This window comes from Alteribacillus persepolensis, assembly GCF_900099605.1.
GTDB lineage: Bacteria > Bacillota > Bacilli > Bacillales > Marinococcaceae > Alteribacillus > Alteribacillus persepolensis.
In genome coordinates this window covers 120100-142100 of record NZ_FNDK01000006.1, presented here as the reverse complement: position 1 = coordinate 142100, position 22001 = coordinate 120100, and the positions used below count along the sequence as shown (strand labels likewise).

Sequence of the window (22001 nt, the reverse complement as noted above, 5' to 3'; positions counted from 1 at the left end):
TATCGTACAATAAAGAAAGCGAAAACACCTTGAGGCAGAGATGTTATCTCGCAGTGTGCGAAGGTTTTTCGAATAAAACGCAGGGAGCAATTTAATATTGGTTATGCTCGTCTGTCAGTGAGAAATGCACAAGAGAGACTTTTTAAGCAGGAATCAATGCTTGTACAGATATAAAATGCGATGAACGTATATCTTTTCACATTATGATAGAATGATTAATAACATAGGGGAGTCGAGAATGCGGGTTATTGCTTTATTAGTTTTAGTTATACCAGGTTTTTTAGCCGTTTTAGGAATAAAATTAATGAGAGACATGCTTTTTCAAGTTTTACATCCGCCTTTTCCATTTTTATGGATGCAGTTTTTAAGCGGTTTACTGCTGCTTGTTTTTGGTATTTGGTTTATATCTGGGTTCGTCTTTTACCGTGACCGAAAAAATAAGAAAGTAGAGATTCATTACGAGACAAAACCAGCACCAACCGGCTCTAATGACAAGGAACAGGTTGATTCAACTCATTGAATCAACCTGTTTTGCTATTCAAATCCTTCCTTTCTTCCCCAATAATCAATATATTTTAGAATACGGACATTTTTGATGAAAGCGTGAAGAGATACTTTCTCAGCAGCATATGTGATAGCTAATAGCGCGGCAGCTAACAGTAATTGATAGCTGAATGAAGCTGCATGAATGCTCCACCAGGCAATGAATCCTCCTGCTAAAGCGGCACCATTGTCTCCAAGCATCGCTTTCTTTTTCATTTCTAGGTATCCCCATATGCCGACAGCCAAAAGGATATAATATACGATCGCAGCGGATGACAAAACAGGAACAAACAAGAGTAATATCAACAAATGCAGCACCGTCCATTTCCACACTCGTAAAGGACGTGTATCAAAAGAGTTGCAAACATGAGGCGATAGTACAAACACTATAAAATGCACAATCATAAAAAAGCTGAACGTATTTTCTGTCAAGTAAAGGGTTAGGGCAGAAACCAATACAATAAGGACAATTTTGCTTAATCCCGTTGTCCATTCTTTGTGTTTGACAAAGTAGCGAATATGTCCTTTTATTCCTTTGGGAAAAGCAGTGCCGAGCGTATCATCCATCCATCCTGCTGCCCATACGCCACTGATGTATATAAAAAATGCCGCTTGATTTTCCACAGGATATACAAACGTTGTTAAACATATCGTATAGAAAAACAACAAAAAACCTAGTGTGTATGGTATTTTGTTGTTCTGAAAATTAACAGCTGTCCATTTACGGCGCAGCGAAACGTACTTAATCATTGGCCAAGCACCCAAAACAGCACCCGTTACGAGTAGGATTTTCCATATTTCCATAAGCACCTCTCCACTTCAAGCCATTGCTTGCCGCGATGCAGCATTCCTTGAATGCCCCAGCCTTTTCCGTCGTGAACAAATGGTACTTCCACCTCTTTTATCGTAAACCCTTCAGATATTGCTTTTAGAGTCATCATTGTCTCCAGCCCAAATCCCTCGGCTTCTAGCTGGCAGTAGTGTTCTATATGCTGGCGCCTGAATGCACGCTGGCCAGAAAGAGGAGTGCGCAAATAAAGCCCGCTTTTTCGTTGAATGACTCGTTGTACTCTTCTTTTCACTAGTCCAAACCCGTTCCTTCCACTCCCAATTACTGTCCCAATCACTAAATCAGCTTTATCCGCTTGAAGAGGCTGCAGTAATTTTTCTCCATAAACAGCGCTTTCACGCAAGTCAGCATCCAATATCACAATATAGCTTCCTTTGCTTGCAAGCCACCCCGCTTTAGCAGCTGCTGTTTTTCCATAGTTTTTGATAAAAGAAATAGATACATCACAATACTTTTCCATAATTTTTCCTGTTGCATCCGAACTTCCATCATTCACACCAATGATTTCTTCTGCCCACCCTGCTTTTCGTAATGCTTGCAGCGTTGACTTTACATTTTGTTCCTCATTGTAAGCTGGAATAATAACGCTGGTACTCACGCTTTGATTTCCCTCACTTCCTTGCCGGATTTCGCAGACCGTAAAAACGGCAGCGAGTAATATATCTTTTTTAACTGCCACAAGAGTGCCGATGATTTTCCCGTATGCTGATAAAAATAGTGGATACCTTTCAAATCAACGATTTTACTTCCAGCAAGCATTTTCATTAACAGAGAAGATCCCATCCCTTTTCTCCCTTTACTCAAATACTCCTCCATATCACGGTGGCCGCCGACAAGATAAATACGTTTGGCGCCTTGCTTTAAAGCAAAAGCCATAGCTGCGTCTTCACTTAATCCAATAAACCTTACTGTGTCTGCGCGTAATTGATGTTCTTTTACTCTCTTCATTCCAGGAGAATTTCCCTTCATGCCTTCATGAACAATTAACTGTGCTCCGCTGTGTAATATGTCGCTAGCAACCGAATCCATATCCCCAATAATATAATCAGGAGGCAGTCCTTTTTCCACCATTGTATTTGCAGCACCGTCCACTGCAATAAGTACAGTGTTACCGGTTTTATGTGCAAAGTACCTTTGAATACAATCTAAGTCTTTTTCATAGTCTGTGCCTCGAATAACAATCAATACATCCTGATTCCTAAACGCACTGCCTTCTTCCCAGTTACTCCAGCATTCCAATAAATGTGACAAATCTTCTTTTGCATATGAAATGCTATTTGTGCCGAATTGTTCAAATCTTAAAGCAAGATTCCCCCTTCCTTTTTCTTCTAACAACTTCACAAATGACAAATCATACTCTTTGAGTTCACCTACAACATATTTCTTCCCGCCATAGTCTGCATACAATACGTCATGTTCAATAAAAACATCTCTGTTTTCCAGCCAAGGACCAGCATTGCTGCTGTTCTTTACATCAAACACTCTTACTCCATGTTCTAACAGCCGTTTCACACCCTCATGAAAAAAAGCACCGCTCATCGACTGTTTTAAGTTAACAACTGCTTTGACACGTTTTTGAATTAAACTGTCAGCGGCAATTGGATCAATATCTTCATGCTTGATAACAGCGATTTGCTGTCTAGGTATATGTTGTGCGAGTGTTTTTGTTTTCTCATGAAAATATGCTTTTCCTTTCAGTGTACTCACGCGTTTCACCCCTTCTGCGTATTAGTATGGTCCAAACATAAGGGTTTACATGCATAAATACCGCGGAACAGAAAAAGATAACACATAAAATACACAAATGGAGCGAGGTGGCAGGAAAGGTGTTTCAATTTATCGAATCACGACATGGCTTTGATATGTATTTGGCTTCGTATAATGGAGAAAACTATGTTATTCAGTATGAACCTTCTTCTGATACCATCAGACAAATGCGCCCGTATACAGAAAGCTCATCGACAGTGTCCCGGTTATTTCAGTCCTATATTTCTTCTGCGCAAAACAATCCACCTCAATAATGGAATTGGGCGGTTTCATTTACACAAAAAACTCCTTTATTCCTTCATATAACAAGACAAAAAAATACCTTCTATTCATTTCTTTTACAATTGAATAGAAGGTGAAAAATGATGAAGGTTAGCGACACATGTTTTGTCATTTCTCTTGAATATTTGCTGAGCAGTGTTGTGCAGTAAAACGTTCGGTGTCTCTTCGTACCCAAGCATTAGCTGACTTTATGTTCCAAACGCAATTTATCTGCTACCATAGCAATGAATTCTGAATTCGTCGGCTTTGCTTTGGAAACGTTGATGGTGTAACCAAACATACGTGAAATAGACTCAAAATTCCCTCTGCTCCAGGCAACTTCTATTGCATGCCGGATTGCGCGTTCTACTCTGCTGGATGTTGTATTGTATTTTTTCGCAATGTCTGGATAAAGTACTTTTGTGATAGATCCTAATAAGTCAATATCGTTATAGACCATCGAAATCGCTTCGCGTAAATACATATAGCCTTTAATATGAGCAGGCACACCAATTTCGTGAATAATATTTGTAATACTTTGACTCAAATTAATTTCTGTACCTTCTTTCGTGTTCTCACGGGCATTCGTCTGACTCACCGCCGGTTGGATCACAGTAGAATCTTCACCGCATACTTCGCGTATATTGGAAATAAGGGTTTCCATGTCAAATGGTTTTAACACATAATAAGATGCTCCCAAATGAACTGCTTTCTTAGTCACGTCTTCTTGTCCAAAAGCTGTTAACATAATAATTTTCGGACGCTTAGGATACTCCCCAGAGTTGATTTTATTTAACACCGCTAAACCATCCAAGTGAGGCATAATAATATCCAAAACCAGTACATCTGGATGTGTTTCTTCTACCAGCGTCAAGCATTCCTGGCCATTATAAGCGGTTCCGACCACTTCCATATCTTCCTGTGCACCTATATATTCATTTAATAGTCCCACCAGCTCCCGGTTATCATCTGCTATACAAACTTTTATGTTATTCAACGTGGTACCTCCTTTTTATAATGAACTGCATACCTGTAAATATTGTCTGTTTATTCCTTTCGACAAGACTACAAAATACCCTTTCCTTATTTCTAAATTCTTCAAAAATATTGTGCAGCTCCCGTCATCTTTAGATATCTACAAATTTTGTAGTATTTTGGCATTTGACATATTTTTTAATGTATGCATTTTGTTATTTTTCGTATGCACAATGCTGATCCACCTGAAATCCGTTCCATTTGTTTATACCGGTTTTATAACAGAGAGCTGCAGTTTACGAAAGCTTATTTTTCTTCTAGAAAAGAAAGAAAAACATCATTGAATCGTCTATAAAAAGCTGTCCATCAGAGAAAAAGGATGTCATATTGTCGTTTATAAAATAGAACATCCGGCAACATATATTAAAAATCCCTTCTTATTTCGTAAAAATTCTCCTATGTTAAGCGCGGAATCAACATACCTTCCAGCCGTTAGTGAAAAAGCTGCCCCGTCCTTTTCCTTATACGATATTTCTTTTATGTATGTAAATGTTTTTAAAGTAAAAAAAGGGCTGCAGCAAAGGATCATAAAAACAGCCCGTTTACAGACCTTTTCGGCTCTATAAGATGTGTGACGAATAACTTATATCCGCCCCATGAGTGAATGGCTTCTTCTGTTTCTCTGCCGCAGGCAAGGCTTCAGCTAACCGATGGAATTTCACCGGCGGTGGATTTTCAGTGTTTGCTTCGACGCACAGGATATGCTAGTACCAGCGTTGGCCGCACGATGTGACTAGTCTTAGCCGACGTCTTCCTGATCACCATTCAAAGACGGTGAAACGAACAAAGTACTCCCTATCTTCATTTCGCCTTTAAATTTAGAACTCTCTTTTCATGTTACGCATACAAAAAACCGCCGCTTTTCGTGTCATGAAGGTATCCATCCACTACATAAACGAAAGCAGGCGATTTTTCTGAAAAACCAAAAGGTCCCTTTCCAAGATTACACCATGAACCAGTTGTATCTTCTTATGGATTTTTCCGGTTAGCGGCTTTTGACACAGCTCCTAACTTGCCCGTTCATCGGCATACGTTTCAATTCCTGCCTCTTCAAGCATCCATTCAATATGAGAAGCATACCCAGACGTTGCATCATTTACAAATACGTGAGTAACTGCTCCAATCAGCTTGCCATCTTGAATAATAGGACTTCCGCTCATCCCTTGAATGATGCCTCCGGTTTTTTCTAAAAGTTTTTCATCCGTCACTTTAATAACCATCCCTTTTGATGCTGCATGCATTTGCGGTATGGACTGAACGATTTCAATATCAAACTTTTCCACCTTTTCGCCTTCAACCACTGTTAATATTTGCGCCGGGCCTTTTTTCACTTCATTAGCAAATGCAACGGGCAGAGGTTCTTCATAAAAGGATCGTTTTAATACTTTATTTTGATCTAACATACCAAATACGCCAAACGAGCTGTTTTTCGTTACGTTTCCGAGCACGTCACTGCCAGTTGATAGTACAGCTTGTTTTTCCCCCGGTCTGCCATTTGCCCCTCTTTCGATGGCTGTCACAGATGAACGTACAATTGTCCCGTTATCTACAATAATCGGTTTTTTTGTATCTGAGTCAGTAATTACGTGACCTAGTGCTCCAAATTTCCCGCTTGCTGGTTCATAAAAAGTAAGTGTGCCTACCCCAGATGCTGCATTGCGGATATAAGCGCCCATCACATTACCATCTGTGCTCTGATGCAAGTTAATATCCATTGACTTTTCTTCTTGGCCTCTTTTTACTTTCACTGACAGTTTATCAGCATCTTCAGCCGCCTTAATTTCTTTTACAACGTCCTCTAGTTGTGTCACTTTGTTGCCATTCATTTCAACAATGCGGTCTCCGACTTTCATTCCCGCTTCTCTTGCAGGTGATGCCCTCTTATCACCAGCTTTCACATCATGAAAGCCCACGACCATGACACCGTCTGACTGGAGTTTCACACCAATAGAATCCCCGCCTGGTACAACTTTAATATCTGGCAGCGTTTTAATATTTGTTTGTTTCGCGGGCATGGATGCCACTTTTACTGTTGTGTTTGATTGTTTTTGATTTTCAGTCATTTTAACCTTTGTTTGATTTTGATCCTTTATATCCAAACGATCTTTCATCGCCTGTGATGCTTGATTATCTTCCCAGTCTGATTCAAACATAACGATTTCATTCGGTATGTTTAAAAAAGTTTGTACAGCTGGATTCATTATAGCTAGCGTAAATAAAGCAATGGATATAATTCCAACTAATTTTCTCCCCCAATCCATTCACTGCATCCTCCTCGTCCCAATGTAATAATCTGTTGTATTCATATAGTTGCCTCGTGAGAAAGGATTTATAAGCTGGAAAAAACAAAAAAGCTGACCTGTTTTGGTCAGCTTTTCATGTTTTGGATTTCATTTTGTCCGCCATCGTTAGTAACTCATGAGCATTTTCTCGAGTCAGTTCGGTAATCGTCACACCTGACATCATTCTGGCAATTTCATCCGTTTTTTCTTTCCCATTTATTGGGTGCACTGTTGTCATAACACGATTATTTTTTTCGGCTTTTTCAATGTACAAATGGTGATCAGCCATCGCAGCCACTTGCGGAAGGTGGGAAATACAAAGCACTTGCGAGTCAATGGATACCTCATATATTTTTTGTGCAATCGCTTGCGCAACACGCCCGCTGACACCAGTATCTACTTCATCAAAAATAAAGGTAGTGACATGCTGATAATCCGACAAAATCGCTTTTAAAGCCAGCATAATTCTGGAAATTTCTCCGCCGGAAGCAACTTTTGCCAACGGTTTTAATGGTTCACCAGCATTTGTTGCAAGTAAAAATTCCACTTTATCTTTGCCGCGCTGATTAAAATAACGTTTTTGATCTGCAAATGTAAATGGCTGTCCCGTTTGTACATCTTTCATCTCCACTTGCATACGGGCTTTTTCCATATACAATGCTTGTAATTCCTTTTTCACTTTTTCCGAAAGTACATCTGCTGCCTGCCGGCGTAAATCGGTTAACGTTTCGGCTTCAGCTAATAAATCAAGTGCTAGAGACTCCAGTTCTTTTTGCCATTGCTGAATTTTTTGATCTTTATTTTCCAGCGTGTCTTTTTCTTCTTCCATGGCAGCAGCATACTCAAGTATTTCATTCACGGTGCTGCCGTATTTTCGCTTTAACTTCTTTATTTCCGCCAACCTTGCTTCAATCTCATTCAGTCTTTCCGGATGAAAGGATAAAGTATCAATATAACTTCTTAGTGAAAACGCGGCTTCTTCGAGCATATAATAAGCGGAATGGATGTTCTCACTGATATTCTCTACATTTTCATCAATGCGGGCAGCTTCTTCCATATCATTCATCGCATGAGAAGCCCAGTCTAGGGCCTTTCCTTCTCCATAAATACCTTCATATGTAGAATGCAGCTGTTTATATAACTTTTCACTGTTTGCTAATATATGTCGCTCTTTTTCTAACTCCTCATCTTCTCCCGGAATTAATTGTGCTTCTTCTATTTCTTGGAGTTGAAACGCAATAAAATCTAATCGATTCGCTGCCTCTTGATCGATTTCTTTCCACTTCTTCAATTCGGATAACAGCCTTGTAAATCTGTCATAGTGCTTTTTGTAATCGTCCAACGCTTCTTGTAATTTTCTTCCGGAAAACCGGTCTAACATCGTAATATGTTTTTCTGGCTGCATTAATTCATGGTGCTCATGCTGGCCATGAATATCTACAAGTGACTGGCCCGCTTCACGCAAAATAGCCAATGTAACCAGCTTTCCGTTAATACGGCAGACACTTTTCCCTTTTGCGGTAATATCCCGCCGTAATACAACCATCCCTTCTTCCACTTCAATACCTGCTTCTTCAAGCTTATCTTTGGACGGATGATACGGGCTGATACGAAATAATCCTTCAATTTCTGCTCGATTTTCACCGTGACGTACATATTCAACCGAACTTCTGCCACCAATTAACAAGCTGATTGCATCCATAATAATGGATTTACCGGCTCCCGTTTCGCCCGTTAATACCGTTAATCCTTCCCCAAATGATACAGACAGTTCATCAATAATAGCAAAATTTTTAATGGAAAGTTCTTCGAGCATGCAAACACCCCGATGGTTAGTAATTAAAGCATATCCAGAAAGCGGTCGACAATCGGACCAGCTTGTTGCTTATCTCTGCAAATAATAAGAATAGTATCATCCCCGCAAATCGTACCTAATATCTCTTCCCAATCAAGATTATCAATGAGCACAGCTACGGCATTCGCGTTGCCAGGCAGTGTCTTCATGACAATCAAATTATCGGCTTGGTCCACTCCAATGAAGCTGTCAACAAGCGCTCGTTTCAGTTTTTGCAATGGATTAAAACGTTGGTCTGCCGGCAGACTGTACTTATACCTTCCGTCCATAGTCGGAACCTTCACAAGATGCAGCTCTTTAATATCTCTAGAAACTGTGGCTTGTGTTACGTTGTATCCGGCTTGTTTAAGACCATCGACTAATTCGTCTTGAGTTTCAACATCGGATTCCGTTATTAATTCTCTAATTTTGATATGACGCTGTCCTTTATTCACACATATCCCCACTTTCATTTTGAAAAACACGTATTTTTTCTTTGTTATTGTATGTAAGATATGTTTATAATAACTGATTTTTCATATTTATACAAACTTTTGATTAAAGATAACAATCCAGAAGGGAAATGAATAAAAAGGGAGGGACATTCAAGCGAAACAGAAAGCCATTATCTGCTTCGCCGAACGTGTTGAAACTGTTGATGAGCATTGTTGACTACCGTCTGAATATCTTGATCAAGATTGTTTTTTGTCCTCGCGTTATCCGAAAGCCACTGCATAAATAAAAGAAATTCAATGTTTCCATCTCCGCCGGTTATCGGCGAAAAATCAAGCCCCTGCGGCGTAAAACCTAACGATGAGGCAAAGGAGAGGATATCAGAAATAACCATGTGGTGGGTTTGTTTATCTCTGACAACACCTTTTTTGCCTACTTTGTCTTTTCCAGCTTCAAATTGAGGTTTGATTAATAAACAGAGCGAACTGTTTTCTTCTAATATCTCTGTTAAAGGAGGCAGCAACAGCTTCAGCGAAATGAAGGAAACATCCGCCACAGCCACATTGGGAGCACCTTTTTTAAAATCTTCCATTTTGGCGTAACGAAAATTGTACCGCTCCATAACTTCAACTTGTTCATGCTGCCTTAACTTCCAAGATAACTGATTGTATCCCACATCCACCGCATACACTAACTGTGCCCCGTTCTGCAGGGCACAATCTGTAAACCCTCCGGTAGAGGCACCAATATCAAGGACAAGCTTGTCCTTCATTTCTAATGGAAAAACTTGAAGCGCTTTTTCAAGCTTCAAACCGCCCCGGCTTACATACGGTGTTTCTTGTCCTTTGATACGAATATTAATGGAAGTGTCTACTTTCATCCCTGGTTTATCAATGCGTTCTTCATCTGCTAAAACGAGTCCCGCCATAATTGAACGCTTTGCTTTTTCTCGCGAATCAAAATACCCTTTTTCTACTAGCAATACATCAATTCGTTCTTTTTTCATCTTCTACGCCCTTTGTTGTTTTCTTGGTACAAGCGTATACATTTTTGATACAACTTCATCTTTGGTCAGGCCGATCTCTTCATACAGCTCCCCGACACTGCCGTGTTCAATATATCTGTCAGGAATGCCCATCCGCTCAATTACCATATGATGAAAACCAGCATCGTGGTAATGTTCTAAAACGGCACTGCCAAAGCTTCCTTTTAACGCTGCCTCTTCTAGAGTTAAAATCGGAGCTCCTTCTTCTTGCAGCTCTTCTAACAAACCTTCATCAAGCGGCTTTGCTGAGCGTGCATTCACCACACGTACATCAATATTTTTTTCTGCCAAAGCTTCAGCTGCTTCTATCGCAATGGGAAGCATCGTGGAAAAAGATAAAATCGTTGCATCTTTTCCATCCCGCAGCACTTCCCACTTGCCGATTTCCATTTTCTTTAACTCTTTATCCATCTCCACACCGAGGCCGTTTCCGCGCGGATAACGTACAGCAATGGGACCATTATCGTATTGCACAGCAGTATACACCATATGCTGCAGTTCATTTTCATCTTTGGGCATTAAAATTTTCATGTTAGGCAAATGCCTCAAGTAGGCAATGTCGAAGACACCTTGGTGTGTTTCACCGTCTGCACCAACTAGGCCGGCTCTATCGATTGCAAAAAATACATTTAAATTTTGTCTGCAAACATCATGGACAAGCTGGTCATATCCTCTTTGCAAAAATGTCGAGTACACAGCAAATACCGGCTTCATCCCTTGTGCAGCTAAGCCTCCAGCCATTGTTGTTGCATGCTGCTCTGCAATACCAACGTCAAACATGCGCTGAGGAAATTTTGCACCGAACTGGTCTAACTTCGTGCCGCCTGGCATTGCTGCAGTTAAAGCAACAATTCGCTCATCTTCCTGCGCCAATTTTTGCAGCGTATTGCTAAACACTGCACTGTACGCTGGAGGACCTGGCTTTTTCACCACTTCTCCTGATTCAATTTTATATGGCCCCAGCCCATGCCACGTTCCCTTTGCGTCATTTTCTGCAGGAGCATAGCCTTTTCCTTTTTTGGTTAATACATGAACAATAACTGGACCATCTGTATCTCTTGCGTATTGGATGTTCGACAACAAATCATCCATATCATGGCCATCAACAGGCCCGAGATATGTAAAGCCCATCTCTTCAAAGAACATGCCAGAAACAAGTAGATACTTCAAACTGTCTTTTACTCTTTCCGCTGTCGTAGCTAGCCGGCCGCCAAAAGCCGGGATTTTTTTTATGAGATATTCAACATCTTCTTTTACTTTTTGATATCTGCCAGTGGTACGCAAACGTCCAAGAATGCTGTGGAGTGCTCCCACATTAGGGGCAATGGACATTTCATTATCATTTAAGATAATCGTCAAATTCGTTTGCTCATGACCGATATGATTAAGTGCCTCAAGCGCCATTCCACCAGTAAGTGCACCATCCCCAATGACAGCCGCAATGTTATCTGAAGATCCTTTAATATCTCTTGCAACAGCCATCCCCATCGCTGCTGAGAGCGATGTAGAACTGTGTCCCGTTTCCCATACATCATGTTCACTTTCATCCCGCTTAGGAAAACCACACAATCCTTGATATTTTCTCAAACTTTCAAATTGAGGAGCCCTGCCTGTTAAAATTTTATGAACATATGCTTGGTGTCCGACATCCCAAATAATTTTATCTTTCGGTGTTTGATAGAGATAATGCAAAGCTAATGTTAATTCTACAACACCTAAGTTCGGGCCTAGATGACCGCCTGTCACCGATAATTTTTTTATGAGAAAGTCACGAATATCCTGCGCTAACTTTTCCATATCGTCTCGGCTGCAGGTTTGCAAAAATGCCGGGTCCTTTATTGATTCTATATCCATGAAGCGAACCCTCACTTTCAGAGTTTTAGACTTTTATGATTTCTTCGTACCCTTTTTAGAAAATAATTTAACTTTTAATTTATGTTCCAAGACATAAAAAATACGGCCGACTTGAAAAATAATGGATGTTGAAAAGCTGATAGCAAACGTTTTTCCTAACGCCTTTCCTCCAACCGTTAAAGCTGCGACAACTGCTGTAAATATTACGTTTAACAAAAATTGCAGCGAACTTCCATCACTAGCACCCGCAGCAAAAGTTAATTGTAATACGACATATGTCGCTGCCGTTCCACTGATTACCCCGGAGATGTCGCCAATAACATCTGCGCAGAAATTGGCGACTTTGTCCGCGTTTCTTGTTATCCTCATCGCGTGGTAAGCACCAGGTACTTTTTTGGCTGCCATCGAATGAAACGGTTTTTCAGAAGCTGCCGTAGCTGCTACTCCTATCATATCAAAAAAGACACCGCTAAAGACGATAATAAAAACGATCACCATCCCAATAGCCCAGCCTACTCCACTTAAAACAGCGGTTGATATAACTGAAAAAATAGCCGCTAACACCAGGGTGATAACGGCAATGATAACGCTCCAGCGTATAGAACTTTTCCATTTATTTTTCATCATTTATATTCTCACCTAATATTTTGAACGAATACTGGTTAAAATAAACGTATGTAAGATATCGGATGGTCGAATAAAGTGTAAACATTGTGCCTTAGGTCCAGTAGGATTTCCCAGTCGTCTGCCAAAACGTCGCCGCTTTGGTGGTTTCCCTTTAAAAACGACTTGATGCCGTCACCGGTCATCAGACTGGATTACCACTTAGAACACACTGTAATCCACTTTATTCGTCTGAATGTGAACAGTCTAGGAGTTTTCCTCGGCAATTCCGTGCCACTCTCTTAGCCTCTTTTGCAGAGCAGGTTTCAGGTAAAAGGAAGACAATCCGTTGGCCGACGGAAATAATCACCCTGTACATTACCTTCCCCGCTGCTCCACTCAAGGCAGGCTACGCTGCATACATACCTTCCCTTTGGCACGCACTGCAGGTCTTACCTCTTATGCTGACACCATAAGAGGCCTCCGCGGTGTAAGGGTTCACGCCCACATGCCGTTGTGGATCGCCCTTACACCTTTACTCCCAATATCGACCCAAAGCTGGGCGCTTCGAGCCGGTACTAGGAACTTCATCGATGTGCCCTTCAGCGGATTTTTAGGCCCGCCCTCGAGAATGGAGAATCGACTAGAATACTGCACCATCCGATATTTTGTATTTATATTATACCACGAGATAAAAATTCCGCACAAATGATTGAAATGTGGCAATTTTATTTCGTCCGCTCTGTCATGTAATGAACAAAATCCTCTAGTATTAACGGGGTTCCCGACAGGGCCCGCAGATGTTCTTTGGCGTTGTCTGCGTGAACCATCAGCTTTTCTTTCGCACCGGCCATGGTTAACAAGCGCGGATACGTCACCTTCCCTTTGTTTTCATCACTGCCGGTTGATTTCCCCATTTCTAGTGAGTCACCTTCAACATCTAAAATGTCATCTTTAATTTGAAAAACAAGACCCAGTTCTTTTGCATATGCGCGGATGTGCTTCATGTCTTCTGGTGAGGAGCCTGCTAAGATGGCGCCGGCTGCAACTGCAAAACCTAACAAATCTCCGGTTTTATGATGATGAATGTATTCAAGTTCTTGTAATGACAAGTCCCGTCTTTCTCCTTCGATGTCGGCTGTTTGACCGCCTACCATGCCTTGCGGCCCTGCCGCATGAGCCAGCTCCTGCGTAAGCGTTATTTTTGTACGGTCATCGACACCTGGAAGCGAGCTAATCATCGCAAATGCATGCGTTAAAAGGGCATCACCGGCTAATATAGCCAGGGCTTCCCCGAATACTTTATGGTTGGTTAATTTACCACGGCGGTAATCGTCATCATCCATGGCCGGCAGATCGTCATGGATTAACGAATAGGTGTGTACCATTTCCACAGCACACGCCACGGTATAATCAATCTCTTTGACGTCACGATAGGCCTTCACCGCGGCCAGTGTTAGTAAAGGGCGGACTCTTTTGCCCCCCGCTTGAATGGAATATACCATTGCCTTTTTTAATGTGTCAGGGCAATCAATGCTCTCTAAAAAACGCGGCAGCCGCTGTTCTATTTCATCTCTGAATTGTCCGATAAATGTTTCTAATTCGTTATGATTCACTCTGTTTCCTCCTCCGGAAGGAGTGGTTTTATTTCTCCGTCATCTTCTACAATGCGGTCCATTTGTTTTTCGATGCGCTGCAGTTTTTCATGACATGTTTTTGAAAGATTCATTCCTTCCTGGTACATTGAAATTGCTTTTTCAAGCGGAACGTCCCCTTCTTCCAGCTTTTCGACAATGCTTTCTAACTGCGACATTGCTTCTTCAAATGACACTTGCGCTTGATCATCTGCCATTGTCTTTTTCCTCCTCTTTTACTTTTCTGTCATCAAGAATTGTTTTTTTAGAAACTGATTCCGCTTTTACGTGCACGGTCCCATCATGCATGTATAACGATACATTATCATCCGGTGTAACTTGGTCCACCGAGGTCACGAGTGTTCCTTCCTCATCATACGCAACGTTATATCCCCTTTGCATAATATCAAGCGGATTTAAAATATGCAGCTTTTGTAAGCTGTGGCGAAAACGTTCTTGTTTTTCCGCGACAAGTCTTTCTACTGCTTTTTTCTGCATCCCATCCGCTTGCATTAACCGCCTCTTTTCCTGTTCTAACAACCGATAAGGATGCTGGCGCTTAAGCCGCTTATTCAATGTGCTAAGCCGTTCTTTTGCTGTTTGTTTTTGTCCAGACAGCGCTTTGAACAATCGCTCTAGCATTTGATCCAATTCTTGTTCTTTTTGCTTAATAAGATGTGTGGGATACTTAAATGCGTAGGAACGTTTGAAGCGTGCAAGCTTCTCTTTTTCCTGCACCAGTTGATCATGCATGGTTTTTTGAAGACGTGCAGTTAATTGGCCTCGCTCTTTTTCCAGCTCATCAAGGACAGGTACAGCTAGTTCTGCTGCAGCTGTGGGTGTAGCTGCTCGTAAATCAGCGGTGAAATCGGCAATCGTAAAATCGGTTTCGTGACCAACAGCAGAAATAGAAGGGATGGTTAATTCAGCAATTTTTCTAGCTACTATTTCTTCATTAAAAGCCCACAATTCCTCAATCGACCCACCGCCTCTGCCAAATATAAGCAGATCGAACCCTCCCATCTGCTCCGCTTTTTCCATCGCATTCACAATGGATGGCGGCGCGTGCTCCCCCTGTACAAGCACCGGAAACAAGCTGATGCGTGCTAATGGAAACCTTCTTTTTAGTGTCGTAAAAATATCGCGGATAGCAGCACCCGTTGGAGATGTGATAACAGCAATTTCTAAAGGAAAAGAGGGCAGTGATTTTTTTCGTCCCTCATGAAACAGCCCCTCTTTTTCCAGCTGCTTTTTTAACTCTTCATAGCGAATGTACAGCTGGCCTATCCCATCAGGCTCCATTTCATTGACATAGAGCTGATACTGTCCAAATGGTTCATAAACGGAAACATATCCTTTTATTAATACCTTCATGCCGTTTTCTGGCTGAAACGTTAAGAAACGGTTATTTCCAGCAAACATCACTGCGGATATTCTTGATTTTTCATCTTTTAACGTAAAATACATATGACCGCGGCTATGTCTTTTAAAATTGGAAATTTCAGCTCGCAGCCACACTTGCTGCAGAGCTGAATCCATCTGAATAGTCTTTTTTATTTGCGTAGTAAGCTGTGATACAGTGGTCCATTTGTCATGTACAAAAGACATGCTTGTTAAACCCTTTCTGCGCGCTTTTTAGCAGATTGCAATGTGTTATATAAAAGCATTGTAATCGTCATTGGCCCTACTCCGCCTGGAACCGGTGTTATGTAAGACGCTTTTTCTTTGACACTTTCAAAATCAACGTCTCCACATAACTTCCCGTTCTCTTTACGGTTCATACCGACATCAATAACAACGGCTCCCTCTTTTACGTGACTTGCATCAATGAACTCCGCTTTGCCGGCTGCTGCAATTAAAATATCGGCTTTCGATGTATAAGCAGACAAATCTGCCGTTCTCGAATGACAATATGTAACGGTTGCGTTCTCATTTAAAAGCAGCTGCCCCACAGGTTTTCCAACGATATTGCTGCGGCCGATAACGACAGCGTGCTTTCCTTCTGTTTGTATATCTTTAAACTCAAGCATTTTCAAAATACCGTAAGGAGTGCACGGCAAAAACGCTTCTTTTCCAGTCATCATGCGGCCTATATTAATGGGATGAAACCCATCCACGTCTTTTTCCGGCACAATATGTTCAATGACCTTTTTTTCTGATATATGGTCTGGAAGCGGCAGCTGCACAAGAATACCATGAATGGACGACTCATGATTATAATGTTCCACTAAATCTAAAAGCTCTTTTTCAGATACATCGCTTGGCAGTTCTTTCAATTCTGAATGAATGCCCACTTCATAAGAAGCTTTTTCTTTCCCCTTCACATAAGAACGTGAAGCTGGATTATCCCCAACAAGAATAACTGCTAAACCTGGCGTAACATCTAAAGTTTTCACTTCTTCTTTTATCTGTTCTCGTATATTAGAAGCTACTTCTTTTCCACTAATAACATGTGCGCTCACGTTAATCCTCTCCCTTTTCATGTTGTTTTAAAATACTCGATAAAATGCCGTTGACAAATTTCCCCGATTCTTGGCCCCCAAATGCTTTTGCCAGCTCAATCGCCTCATTCACACTCACGTGCAATGGCACGTCCTTCATGTACAGCATTTCATGTACAGCATTTCGAAGAATCGAGCGGTCCACGTTTCCCACTCTTTCTAACGTCCAGTGTTCTAAGTGGTTCTTCAACATTTGATCAATGGCCTCTATGTGCTCAGCAGTCCCTTTTATAGAGCTTTTCAAAAATTCATCGGCTGTCTCATCTTCATGGAGCGTGTTTTGTAAAGCTTGTTCCCAACTGGCATCTGTCAGTTCCATTTGGTATAACGCTTGAACAGCTCTAAGTCGTGATAGACGTCGGTTCATAGTATGGTTCTCCTTTTTGTAATCTAACGTAAATCATAGCAGGATAAAAAAGAGGCTGCAATGACAGCTTATCCATTTGCTGTCACTTTTCAGCCCCTTCCTCTGCTTATGATATCAATGGCAGATAAAAAGCATTCTTCTTTTAGTGACTTTCTTCTTCCGGCACTTCAAAGTGAATGCCGAGTACGTGTATATTAATGGCTTCAATCGCTATTGATGTCATAGTTTGAAGAGCTTGCTCGATATTTGTCTGAATATCTTTGGCCACTTCCGGGACGGACACGCCATACTGCAGCGTTACCGATAAATCAACTGAAACCCCTTGTTCTCCCAGCTCTACCTTGACACCTTTGCCGTGATTTTTGCGTCCGAGTCTCTCCACTACTCCAGCTGCAAAATTTCCTCGCAGCGAATGAACCCCTTCTACTTCTGAAGCTGCAAGACCGGCGATGACTTCAATCACTTCGGGTGCAATCTCAATCTTTCCAAGCTCATTTTTTCCTTCATTTAAATCGATTGTGCGCTCTTCGCTCATACCGTTCACCTCCGCAATTCCTCCGTTATCACCAGCGACAGCTTATGCATCCGTCTCTTTTTCTTCCATTTCGGCCTCTTTTTCTTTCTGTTTCTGTACGTAATCAAATTTGTATTGACGGAAAACAGGAAACTCCGAAAGGTTATCAGGGATTTTTCCGTTTTCTAAAAGAATGATTTTAACGATGTTTTTATTGCGAGCCATGTGATATTTATCACCGTATTCATTTTCTTTTGTAAAACGTTTTAAGTTCTCATAATCCTCTTCCTGGATAGAGACGGTATATTTGTTATCCCCTTCTCCATACTCATGCTCAAAGCCAACTTCAAATTCAACAATTTGAATATGGTCGTTTTTCATGTTTCTAGTTTGCTCAAGTACAGCTTTTGCTCCATCTGTTAAATCGTTCCATTCCATACGTAAATCGCTCCTCGTCGTTGACACTTATGTTTACATCCACACAAATTATATCACGGCAGAATCTAATTTTCATTCTTCCCATGATTGCCTGCGTCATTACTCATTTATTTTATTTTTTCAGCTGTTGCCTGAACACAACATGAACATTGCCCATCCGGTACAAAAATGAGGGGGTTCACCTATTGATGCAATAATTTTTATTCTATCCTTTTAGTAAAACAAAATCTGTGAGACATATCTACTGTCTCACAGACAATGATTACTGTCCAGCAGCGGCTTGTGCATGGTGGCCAATCACAATCTCTGTCTCACCTAAATGCTCACTAGCAAGCCGATTCAGCATAACTGCATCTTCTGACGTTAGTTCTTTAGCTTCCACTATGATACGCGTTTTTTCATCATCGCTAATAACAACCGCATCGCTGTATCCTTCTGCTTGGATGATGCTCTCAAGCGTGCTTTCATTTTGTTGTCTTTCAGCCAATTGTTCCCTTTTGTCAAATGCTTCGCTCTTTTCTGCAGCCGAATACTCGTCTGAAGCAATGGTATTCGTATATTCTTCCCGCAATTTGCTTTGTGATTCCTGCTTTTCCATCCGCAATTCGCTAAACAGGCTGCCTTCCACCGCTACCGGAGCATCTGGCGACTCAGACTCCTGTTCTGACGCTTCTTCACCCTCTGGTTCTGTTTCCTCTAATGTTGCCTGCATGTCTTCTTCTTCAAGCCACTCAATCCATTCTGCCTCATCCGTTGCAGCAGTCATTTCACTCTCCTCTGATGATTCAGGGTCAGTTTCTGCAACCTCGCTTGGTGACGTAATATAATAGACAGCCAGTACAATCGTTAAGCTTAACATTGTCATTAACCATACCGTTTGTTTCTTTAACACCATATTATTCGTCTCCTTCCCCGCGATTTTTTGGCAATACCGACACTTTATGCGGTGCTACATCCATCGCTTTTGTTACTGCTTCTATGACCCACTCTTTTACTTTCATGTCTTCCACCCCTTCTGCAACAACAAGCACCCCCCTGGCTTCTGGTTTTTTCGTATGAATTAAAAGCGGCTCTTCTTGGTCACCTTGTCGCACGATAACGATTTGTTCTTCTTTCGTGCCGTCTTCTAACTCCCGCTGACCTCCTTCACGGTCTTCTTCCGTCGTGACTTGCTGGCGGATGGTAGTATCTTTTTCGTAAACTTTCACTTCTGTCCCTTGTAAATTGACCATTACTTGAACGTCTGACACACCAGATATTTTTTCAAGCATCTCGCCCAGCCTCGTTTGTACCGCTCGTTCTGCTTCTGCCACTTCTGATTCCTCGGTGCTTTTGGAAGCAACTTCAAGCGCTTCATTTGTGTTTCTTTCTTCAAGCTGGTTATTTTCTATCTGTTCTTCTTCTGTCCCTTTACCAATCGTTCCGATCACCATTAAAATAATTCCAAATATGAGTATAAGAACAAGGTAAATCGGTACGGCTTTTTTGCCCGTTGTTTCCTCTTTTTTATCCAGCATTTTTTTCAATTGATAGAACAGACTCGATGCACGCTTTTTTTCAGACACTATCCCCCCTCCTTTACTGCACTAACATGTATCTGGTTTTTATCAACTCCCCACACTTCTTCCAAGTATTCATACATTTCCTGATCGATGTCGTGTGTCGGCTTTTCTTTTTCCTTACTTTCTTCCGATACATTAATTGTCACCGGTTCAATGTCTGTCCCGGTTTTCTCCTTTGCAGAAGCCCGCAAAAGAGAAAGAGAAATGTTCATATTTTCAGATGATGCATCCTCCTCTTTCCACTCTACCTGTATACCTTCAATGTCCCACCCCCAGCGCTCTCTTATCGTGTCTTCTACTTGATCTTTTAGTTGTTGAGATACTTGTTTAGAAATATATGCATCTTGTCCCTCTTCTATTTCGTTTTTCTTATCATCCACTTGAGATTCTATCGTTGACGTGTGAACAGATTGAAACGATACGGCCTGCTGCGCATTTTTCCAAACATCTTCTGCCTTTCCATTTGTTAATGTCACTAACGGCTCAATCATGACAAGCATTAAGATGAAAGATAAGACAAGCCTTGCATATTTTTGGAGCGATGAGGCGGGCAGCAGCATTTCTAATAGAAACGCAGCTAATAAAAATATAATTAAATGGCTCATCCAGCTGTTAAACCATTCCATCGGCCATCACCTCACCATTAATGATATGTTTCCTGAAGCAATAATTAATGTAAGTGCTAAAAAGAACATGAACGAAACGGCTGCCAATGCAGCAAACATAGAAAATACAGTTTTCCCCAACGTCGATAATGCATCTAGCAGCGCGCCTTCTCCTAGTGGCTGGATGAGTGCTGCTGTTAAATGGAAAATAAATCCTATCACCAATATTTTTATCGCAGGAAATGCGCAAATAATAAACAAAATTCCAACTCCTGCTAATCCAATCGTGTTCTTTAATAAAACCGATGCTCCTAACGCTGTGTCAGCCGCATCTGTAAACATTCGGCCAATGACTGGGACAAAATTGCCTGCCAAAAACTTGGTTGTCCGAATTGCAACTCCGTCTGTTACAGCTGCTGTAGCTCCTTGAACGGAAATGACTCCTAGAAAAACGGTAAAGAAAACAGCTAATATCCCCATTGCTGCATTGCGCAAGAGCTCTGCCAGTTTCGTCACTTTGACGTGTTCGTTTAAGCTGCTTACAATGCTTAACACAGCAGAAAAAAATAAAAAGGGCAAAATGATATATTGAATCAATACACCGCTTGATTGAACTAATAGAATAACGAGCGGATGAAATAGGCCTGCCGCAGCAATAGAACCACTTGAAGCCAAGAGCGCTAACATTAAAGGCAGCAGAGCAATCATAAAATGGACCATGTCGGCAACAGTATCTTTCACATAATCCATAGCGATGTAAAAGCTGTTTAATGCAATAATTAATAGCACAATGAAAATAACTGCATAGGCCACTTTGCTCACAGATTCTTCTTCAAAAGCATTTTGTAATGCTTTTAATATTGCGCTAAACACAGCTAACAACAGCAATGTTCCCATCAATTGTCCGTTGGCAATAATTTCATGAAACACATATTGTAAAAAAGCACTCATCCACTCGGTTACCTGGAATGATTTATCACCTGTAATAAATTCTTTCAGCGAACCCTTTTGTGATTCTGGCAGAAATACACCATACTCTTGCGATAGGTTGTCCCAATAAGTGGTAATTTCTTTTAACCCTAACGATTCTAAATGCTGTTCAGTTAATTCGTTGACATTTTGCCGGTCGGATTCCGCTTCCTTATGCTCCGTCTCTGCTTCGATAATGGCGACGGGATGACATAGTATAAAAAAGAGAAGACAAAGCGTTATTTTTTTGACCATCTGTCACACATCCTTACGCTCCGCCTGGTATCAGTGCCAAGACTGTTTCGATTAATACTTGAAAAATAGGGATTGCCATCATAATAATCATCATCTTTCCTGCCAGCTCAATTTTTGCGGCAATCGATTCTTGATCGGCATCTCTTGCAATGTGCGCACCAAACTCTGAGAGATAGGCGATACCGATAATTTTCAGTAAAGTTTGAATGTACATGTTATTAATGCCGGCTTGTCCAGATAACGTTGCAATGAGTTCAAGGGCTGACTGCAGCGGTGCCATGATAAACAAAAAAATCATAGCACCTGCTACCAGCGCAATAGCGAGTGCAATAACAGGTTTTTGTTCGTTTACAACTAAAATCAAAAAAGTGGCGATGAGTCCGAAACCGACCACTTGCACGATTTCAATAGCCATCGCCTCCTATCCCTGAAACAAGAACACACTTTTAATCTTTTGAAATAAGTCATCAATAATTGTTGCTACCATATAGAGGACAACAACAAATCCTATCAGTGTCACCCAGTGGGCCCAATCCTCTTTCCCCATTTGCTTTAACACTGTATGAATCATAGCAACGACAATCCCAATCCCGGCTATTTGAAAGATAGTATTCACATCATAGGCCAAT

Annotated in this window: 25 protein-coding genes; 2 read left to right on the top strand and 23 right to left on the bottom strand. The window is 41.2% G+C overall.

All coding sequences use genetic code 11. The annotated features are described in order from the left end of the window. The first annotated feature begins 238 nt into the window (after nucleotides 1-238). Nucleotides 239-520 (top strand): DUF2627 domain-containing protein, encoded by a 282-nt coding sequence (locus BLT18_RS07255; RefSeq protein WP_091272539.1) that lies wholly within the window; start codon nucleotides 239-241, stop codon nucleotides 518-520. A 14-nt stretch (nucleotides 521-534) separates the two neighbouring features. Here the strand turns inward: BLT18_RS07255 and BLT18_RS07250 are convergent, their stop codons facing one another. Genes BLT18_RS07250 through steA form a run of 3 tightly spaced genes read right to left on the bottom strand, consistent with a single transcriptional unit; the run spans nucleotide 535 to nucleotide 3100 of the window. Next, nucleotides 535-1347 (bottom strand): hypothetical protein, encoded by an 813-nt coding sequence (locus BLT18_RS07250; protein ID WP_091272537.1) that lies wholly within the window; start codon nucleotides 1345-1347, stop codon nucleotides 535-537. Continuing rightward, nucleotides 1320-1991 carry a glycosyltransferase family 2 protein gene (locus BLT18_RS07245; RefSeq protein ID WP_175487407.1) on the bottom strand — a complete coding sequence of 224 codons (672 nt, stop codon included), beginning with the start codon at nucleotides 1989-1991 and terminating at the stop codon, nucleotides 1320-1322. Before BLT18_RS07245 ends, BLT18_RS07250 begins: the two co-directional genes overlap by 28 nt. Further along, a complete protein-coding gene (gene steA, locus BLT18_RS07240) occupies nucleotides 1988-3100 on the bottom strand; it encodes a putative cytokinetic ring protein SteA (protein WP_091272534.1) in 1113 nt (370 codons plus the stop codon). The genes BLT18_RS07245 and steA overlap by 4 nt, the downstream gene beginning before the upstream one ends. Nucleotides 3101-3219: 119 nt before the next feature. Here steA and BLT18_RS07235 point away from each other — a divergent pair, with 119 nt between their 5' ends. Then, nucleotides 3220-3414 carry a hypothetical protein gene (locus tag BLT18_RS07235; RefSeq protein ID WP_091272532.1) on the top strand — a complete coding sequence of 65 codons (195 nt, stop codon included), beginning with the start codon at nucleotides 3220-3222 and terminating at the stop codon, nucleotides 3412-3414. 206 nt (nucleotides 3415-3620) lie between these two features. Here BLT18_RS07235 and spo0A read toward each other — a convergent pair whose 3' ends face one another. From spo0A to spoIIIAC, 20 genes are all read right to left on the bottom strand, one after another. Next, complete coding sequence (gene spo0A / locus BLT18_RS07230) at nucleotides 3621-4418, bottom strand: sporulation transcription factor Spo0A (RefSeq protein ID WP_091272530.1); 798 nt, start codon at nucleotides 4416-4418, stop codon at nucleotides 3621-3623. Between the two features lie 1045 nt (nucleotides 4419-5463). Continuing rightward, complete coding sequence (gene spoIVB / locus BLT18_RS07225) at nucleotides 5464-6717, bottom strand: SpoIVB peptidase (protein WP_091272528.1); 1254 nt, start codon at nucleotides 6715-6717, stop codon at nucleotides 5464-5466. Between the two features lie 115 nt (nucleotides 6718-6832). Continuing rightward, complete coding sequence (recN, locus tag BLT18_RS07220) at nucleotides 6833-8554, bottom strand: DNA repair protein RecN (RefSeq protein ID WP_091272526.1); 1722 nt, start codon at nucleotides 8552-8554, stop codon at nucleotides 6833-6835. 23 nt (nucleotides 8555-8577) lie between these two features. Further along, nucleotides 8578-9027, bottom strand: a complete 450-nt coding sequence (gene ahrC, locus BLT18_RS07215) for a transcriptional regulator AhrC/ArgR (protein ID WP_091272524.1) — start codon at nucleotides 9025-9027, stop codon at nucleotides 8578-8580. 170 nt (nucleotides 9028-9197) lie between these two features. Continuing rightward, a complete protein-coding gene (locus tag BLT18_RS07210; protein WP_091272522.1) occupies nucleotides 9198-10031 on the bottom strand; it encodes a TlyA family RNA methyltransferase in 834 nt (277 codons plus the stop codon). A gap of 3 nt (nucleotides 10032-10034) precedes the next feature. Next, nucleotides 10035-11924 (bottom strand): 1-deoxy-D-xylulose-5-phosphate synthase, encoded by a 1890-nt coding sequence (gene dxs, locus BLT18_RS07205; RefSeq protein ID WP_091272520.1) that lies wholly within the window; start codon nucleotides 11922-11924, stop codon nucleotides 10035-10037. Between the two features lie 33 nt (nucleotides 11925-11957). Next, a complete protein-coding gene (locus BLT18_RS07200) occupies nucleotides 11958-12548 on the bottom strand; it encodes a hypothetical protein (RefSeq protein WP_091272589.1) in 591 nt (196 codons plus the stop codon). 707 nt (nucleotides 12549-13255) lie between these two features. Then, the gene (locus tag BLT18_RS07195; RefSeq protein WP_091272519.1) at nucleotides 13256-14143 is read right to left on the bottom strand and encodes a polyprenyl synthetase family protein; all 888 of its coding nucleotides are present in this window, start codon (nucleotides 14141-14143) and stop codon (nucleotides 13256-13258) included. Then, nucleotides 14140-14379 carry an exodeoxyribonuclease VII small subunit gene (locus tag BLT18_RS07190; RefSeq protein WP_091272517.1) on the bottom strand — a complete coding sequence of 80 codons (240 nt, stop codon included), beginning with the start codon at nucleotides 14377-14379 and terminating at the stop codon, nucleotides 14140-14142. The genes BLT18_RS07195 and BLT18_RS07190 overlap by 4 nt, the downstream gene beginning before the upstream one ends. Further along, a complete protein-coding gene (gene xseA, locus BLT18_RS07185) occupies nucleotides 14369-15769 on the bottom strand; it encodes an exodeoxyribonuclease VII large subunit (protein ID WP_091272515.1) in 1401 nt (466 codons plus the stop codon). Before xseA ends, BLT18_RS07190 begins: the two co-directional genes overlap by 11 nt. A 5-nt stretch (nucleotides 15770-15774) precedes the next feature. Further along, complete coding sequence (gene folD, locus BLT18_RS07180; RefSeq protein ID WP_091272513.1) at nucleotides 15775-16623, bottom strand: bifunctional methylenetetrahydrofolate dehydrogenase/methenyltetrahydrofolate cyclohydrolase FolD; 849 nt, start codon at nucleotides 16621-16623, stop codon at nucleotides 15775-15777. A gap of 1 nt (nucleotide 16624) precedes the next feature. Next, nucleotides 16625-17029 carry a transcription antitermination factor NusB gene (nusB, locus tag BLT18_RS07175; protein WP_091272512.1) on the bottom strand — a complete coding sequence of 135 codons (405 nt, stop codon included), beginning with the start codon at nucleotides 17027-17029 and terminating at the stop codon, nucleotides 16625-16627. 142 nt (nucleotides 17030-17171) lie between these two features. Then, nucleotides 17172-17564, bottom strand: a complete 393-nt coding sequence (locus BLT18_RS07170) for an Asp23/Gls24 family envelope stress response protein (RefSeq protein WP_091272510.1) — start codon at nucleotides 17562-17564, stop codon at nucleotides 17172-17174. Between the two features lie 42 nt (nucleotides 17565-17606). Beyond that, nucleotides 17607-17981: a hypothetical protein gene (locus tag BLT18_RS07165; protein ID WP_091272509.1), complete on the bottom strand. Its 375-nt coding sequence runs from the start codon at nucleotides 17979-17981 to the stop codon at nucleotides 17607-17609. A 262-nt stretch (nucleotides 17982-18243) separates the two neighbouring features. Beyond that, on the bottom strand, nucleotides 18244-18876 hold the full coding sequence (locus tag BLT18_RS07160; protein ID WP_091272507.1) for a SpoIIIAH-like family protein: 633 nt from the start codon (nucleotides 18874-18876) through the stop codon (nucleotides 18244-18246). A 1-nt stretch (nucleotide 18877) separates the two neighbouring features. Beyond that, nucleotides 18878-19546 carry a stage III sporulation protein AG gene (gene spoIIIAG / locus BLT18_RS07155; RefSeq protein ID WP_091272506.1) on the bottom strand — a complete coding sequence of 223 codons (669 nt, stop codon included), beginning with the start codon at nucleotides 19544-19546 and terminating at the stop codon, nucleotides 18878-18880. Then, on the bottom strand, nucleotides 19546-20169 hold the full coding sequence (gene spoIIIAF, locus BLT18_RS07150; RefSeq protein ID WP_091272504.1) for a stage III sporulation protein AF: 624 nt from the start codon (nucleotides 20167-20169) through the stop codon (nucleotides 19546-19548). Before spoIIIAF ends, spoIIIAG begins: the two co-directional genes overlap by 1 nt. 6 nt (nucleotides 20170-20175) lie before the next feature. After that, nucleotides 20176-21372, bottom strand: a complete 1197-nt coding sequence (gene spoIIIAE, locus BLT18_RS07145) for a stage III sporulation protein AE (RefSeq protein ID WP_091272502.1) — start codon at nucleotides 21370-21372, stop codon at nucleotides 20176-20178. A gap of 13 nt (nucleotides 21373-21385) precedes the next feature. After that, entirely contained in the window at nucleotides 21386-21787 is a 402-nt protein-coding gene (gene spoIIIAD, locus BLT18_RS07140; protein ID WP_091272501.1) for a stage III sporulation protein AD, read from the bottom strand. A gap of 6 nt (nucleotides 21788-21793) precedes the next feature. Beyond that, on the bottom strand, nucleotides 21794-22000 hold the full coding sequence (spoIIIAC, locus tag BLT18_RS07135; protein WP_091272499.1) for a stage III sporulation protein AC: 207 nt from the start codon (nucleotides 21998-22000) through the stop codon (nucleotides 21794-21796). Nucleotide 22001 lies beyond the last annotated feature (1 nt).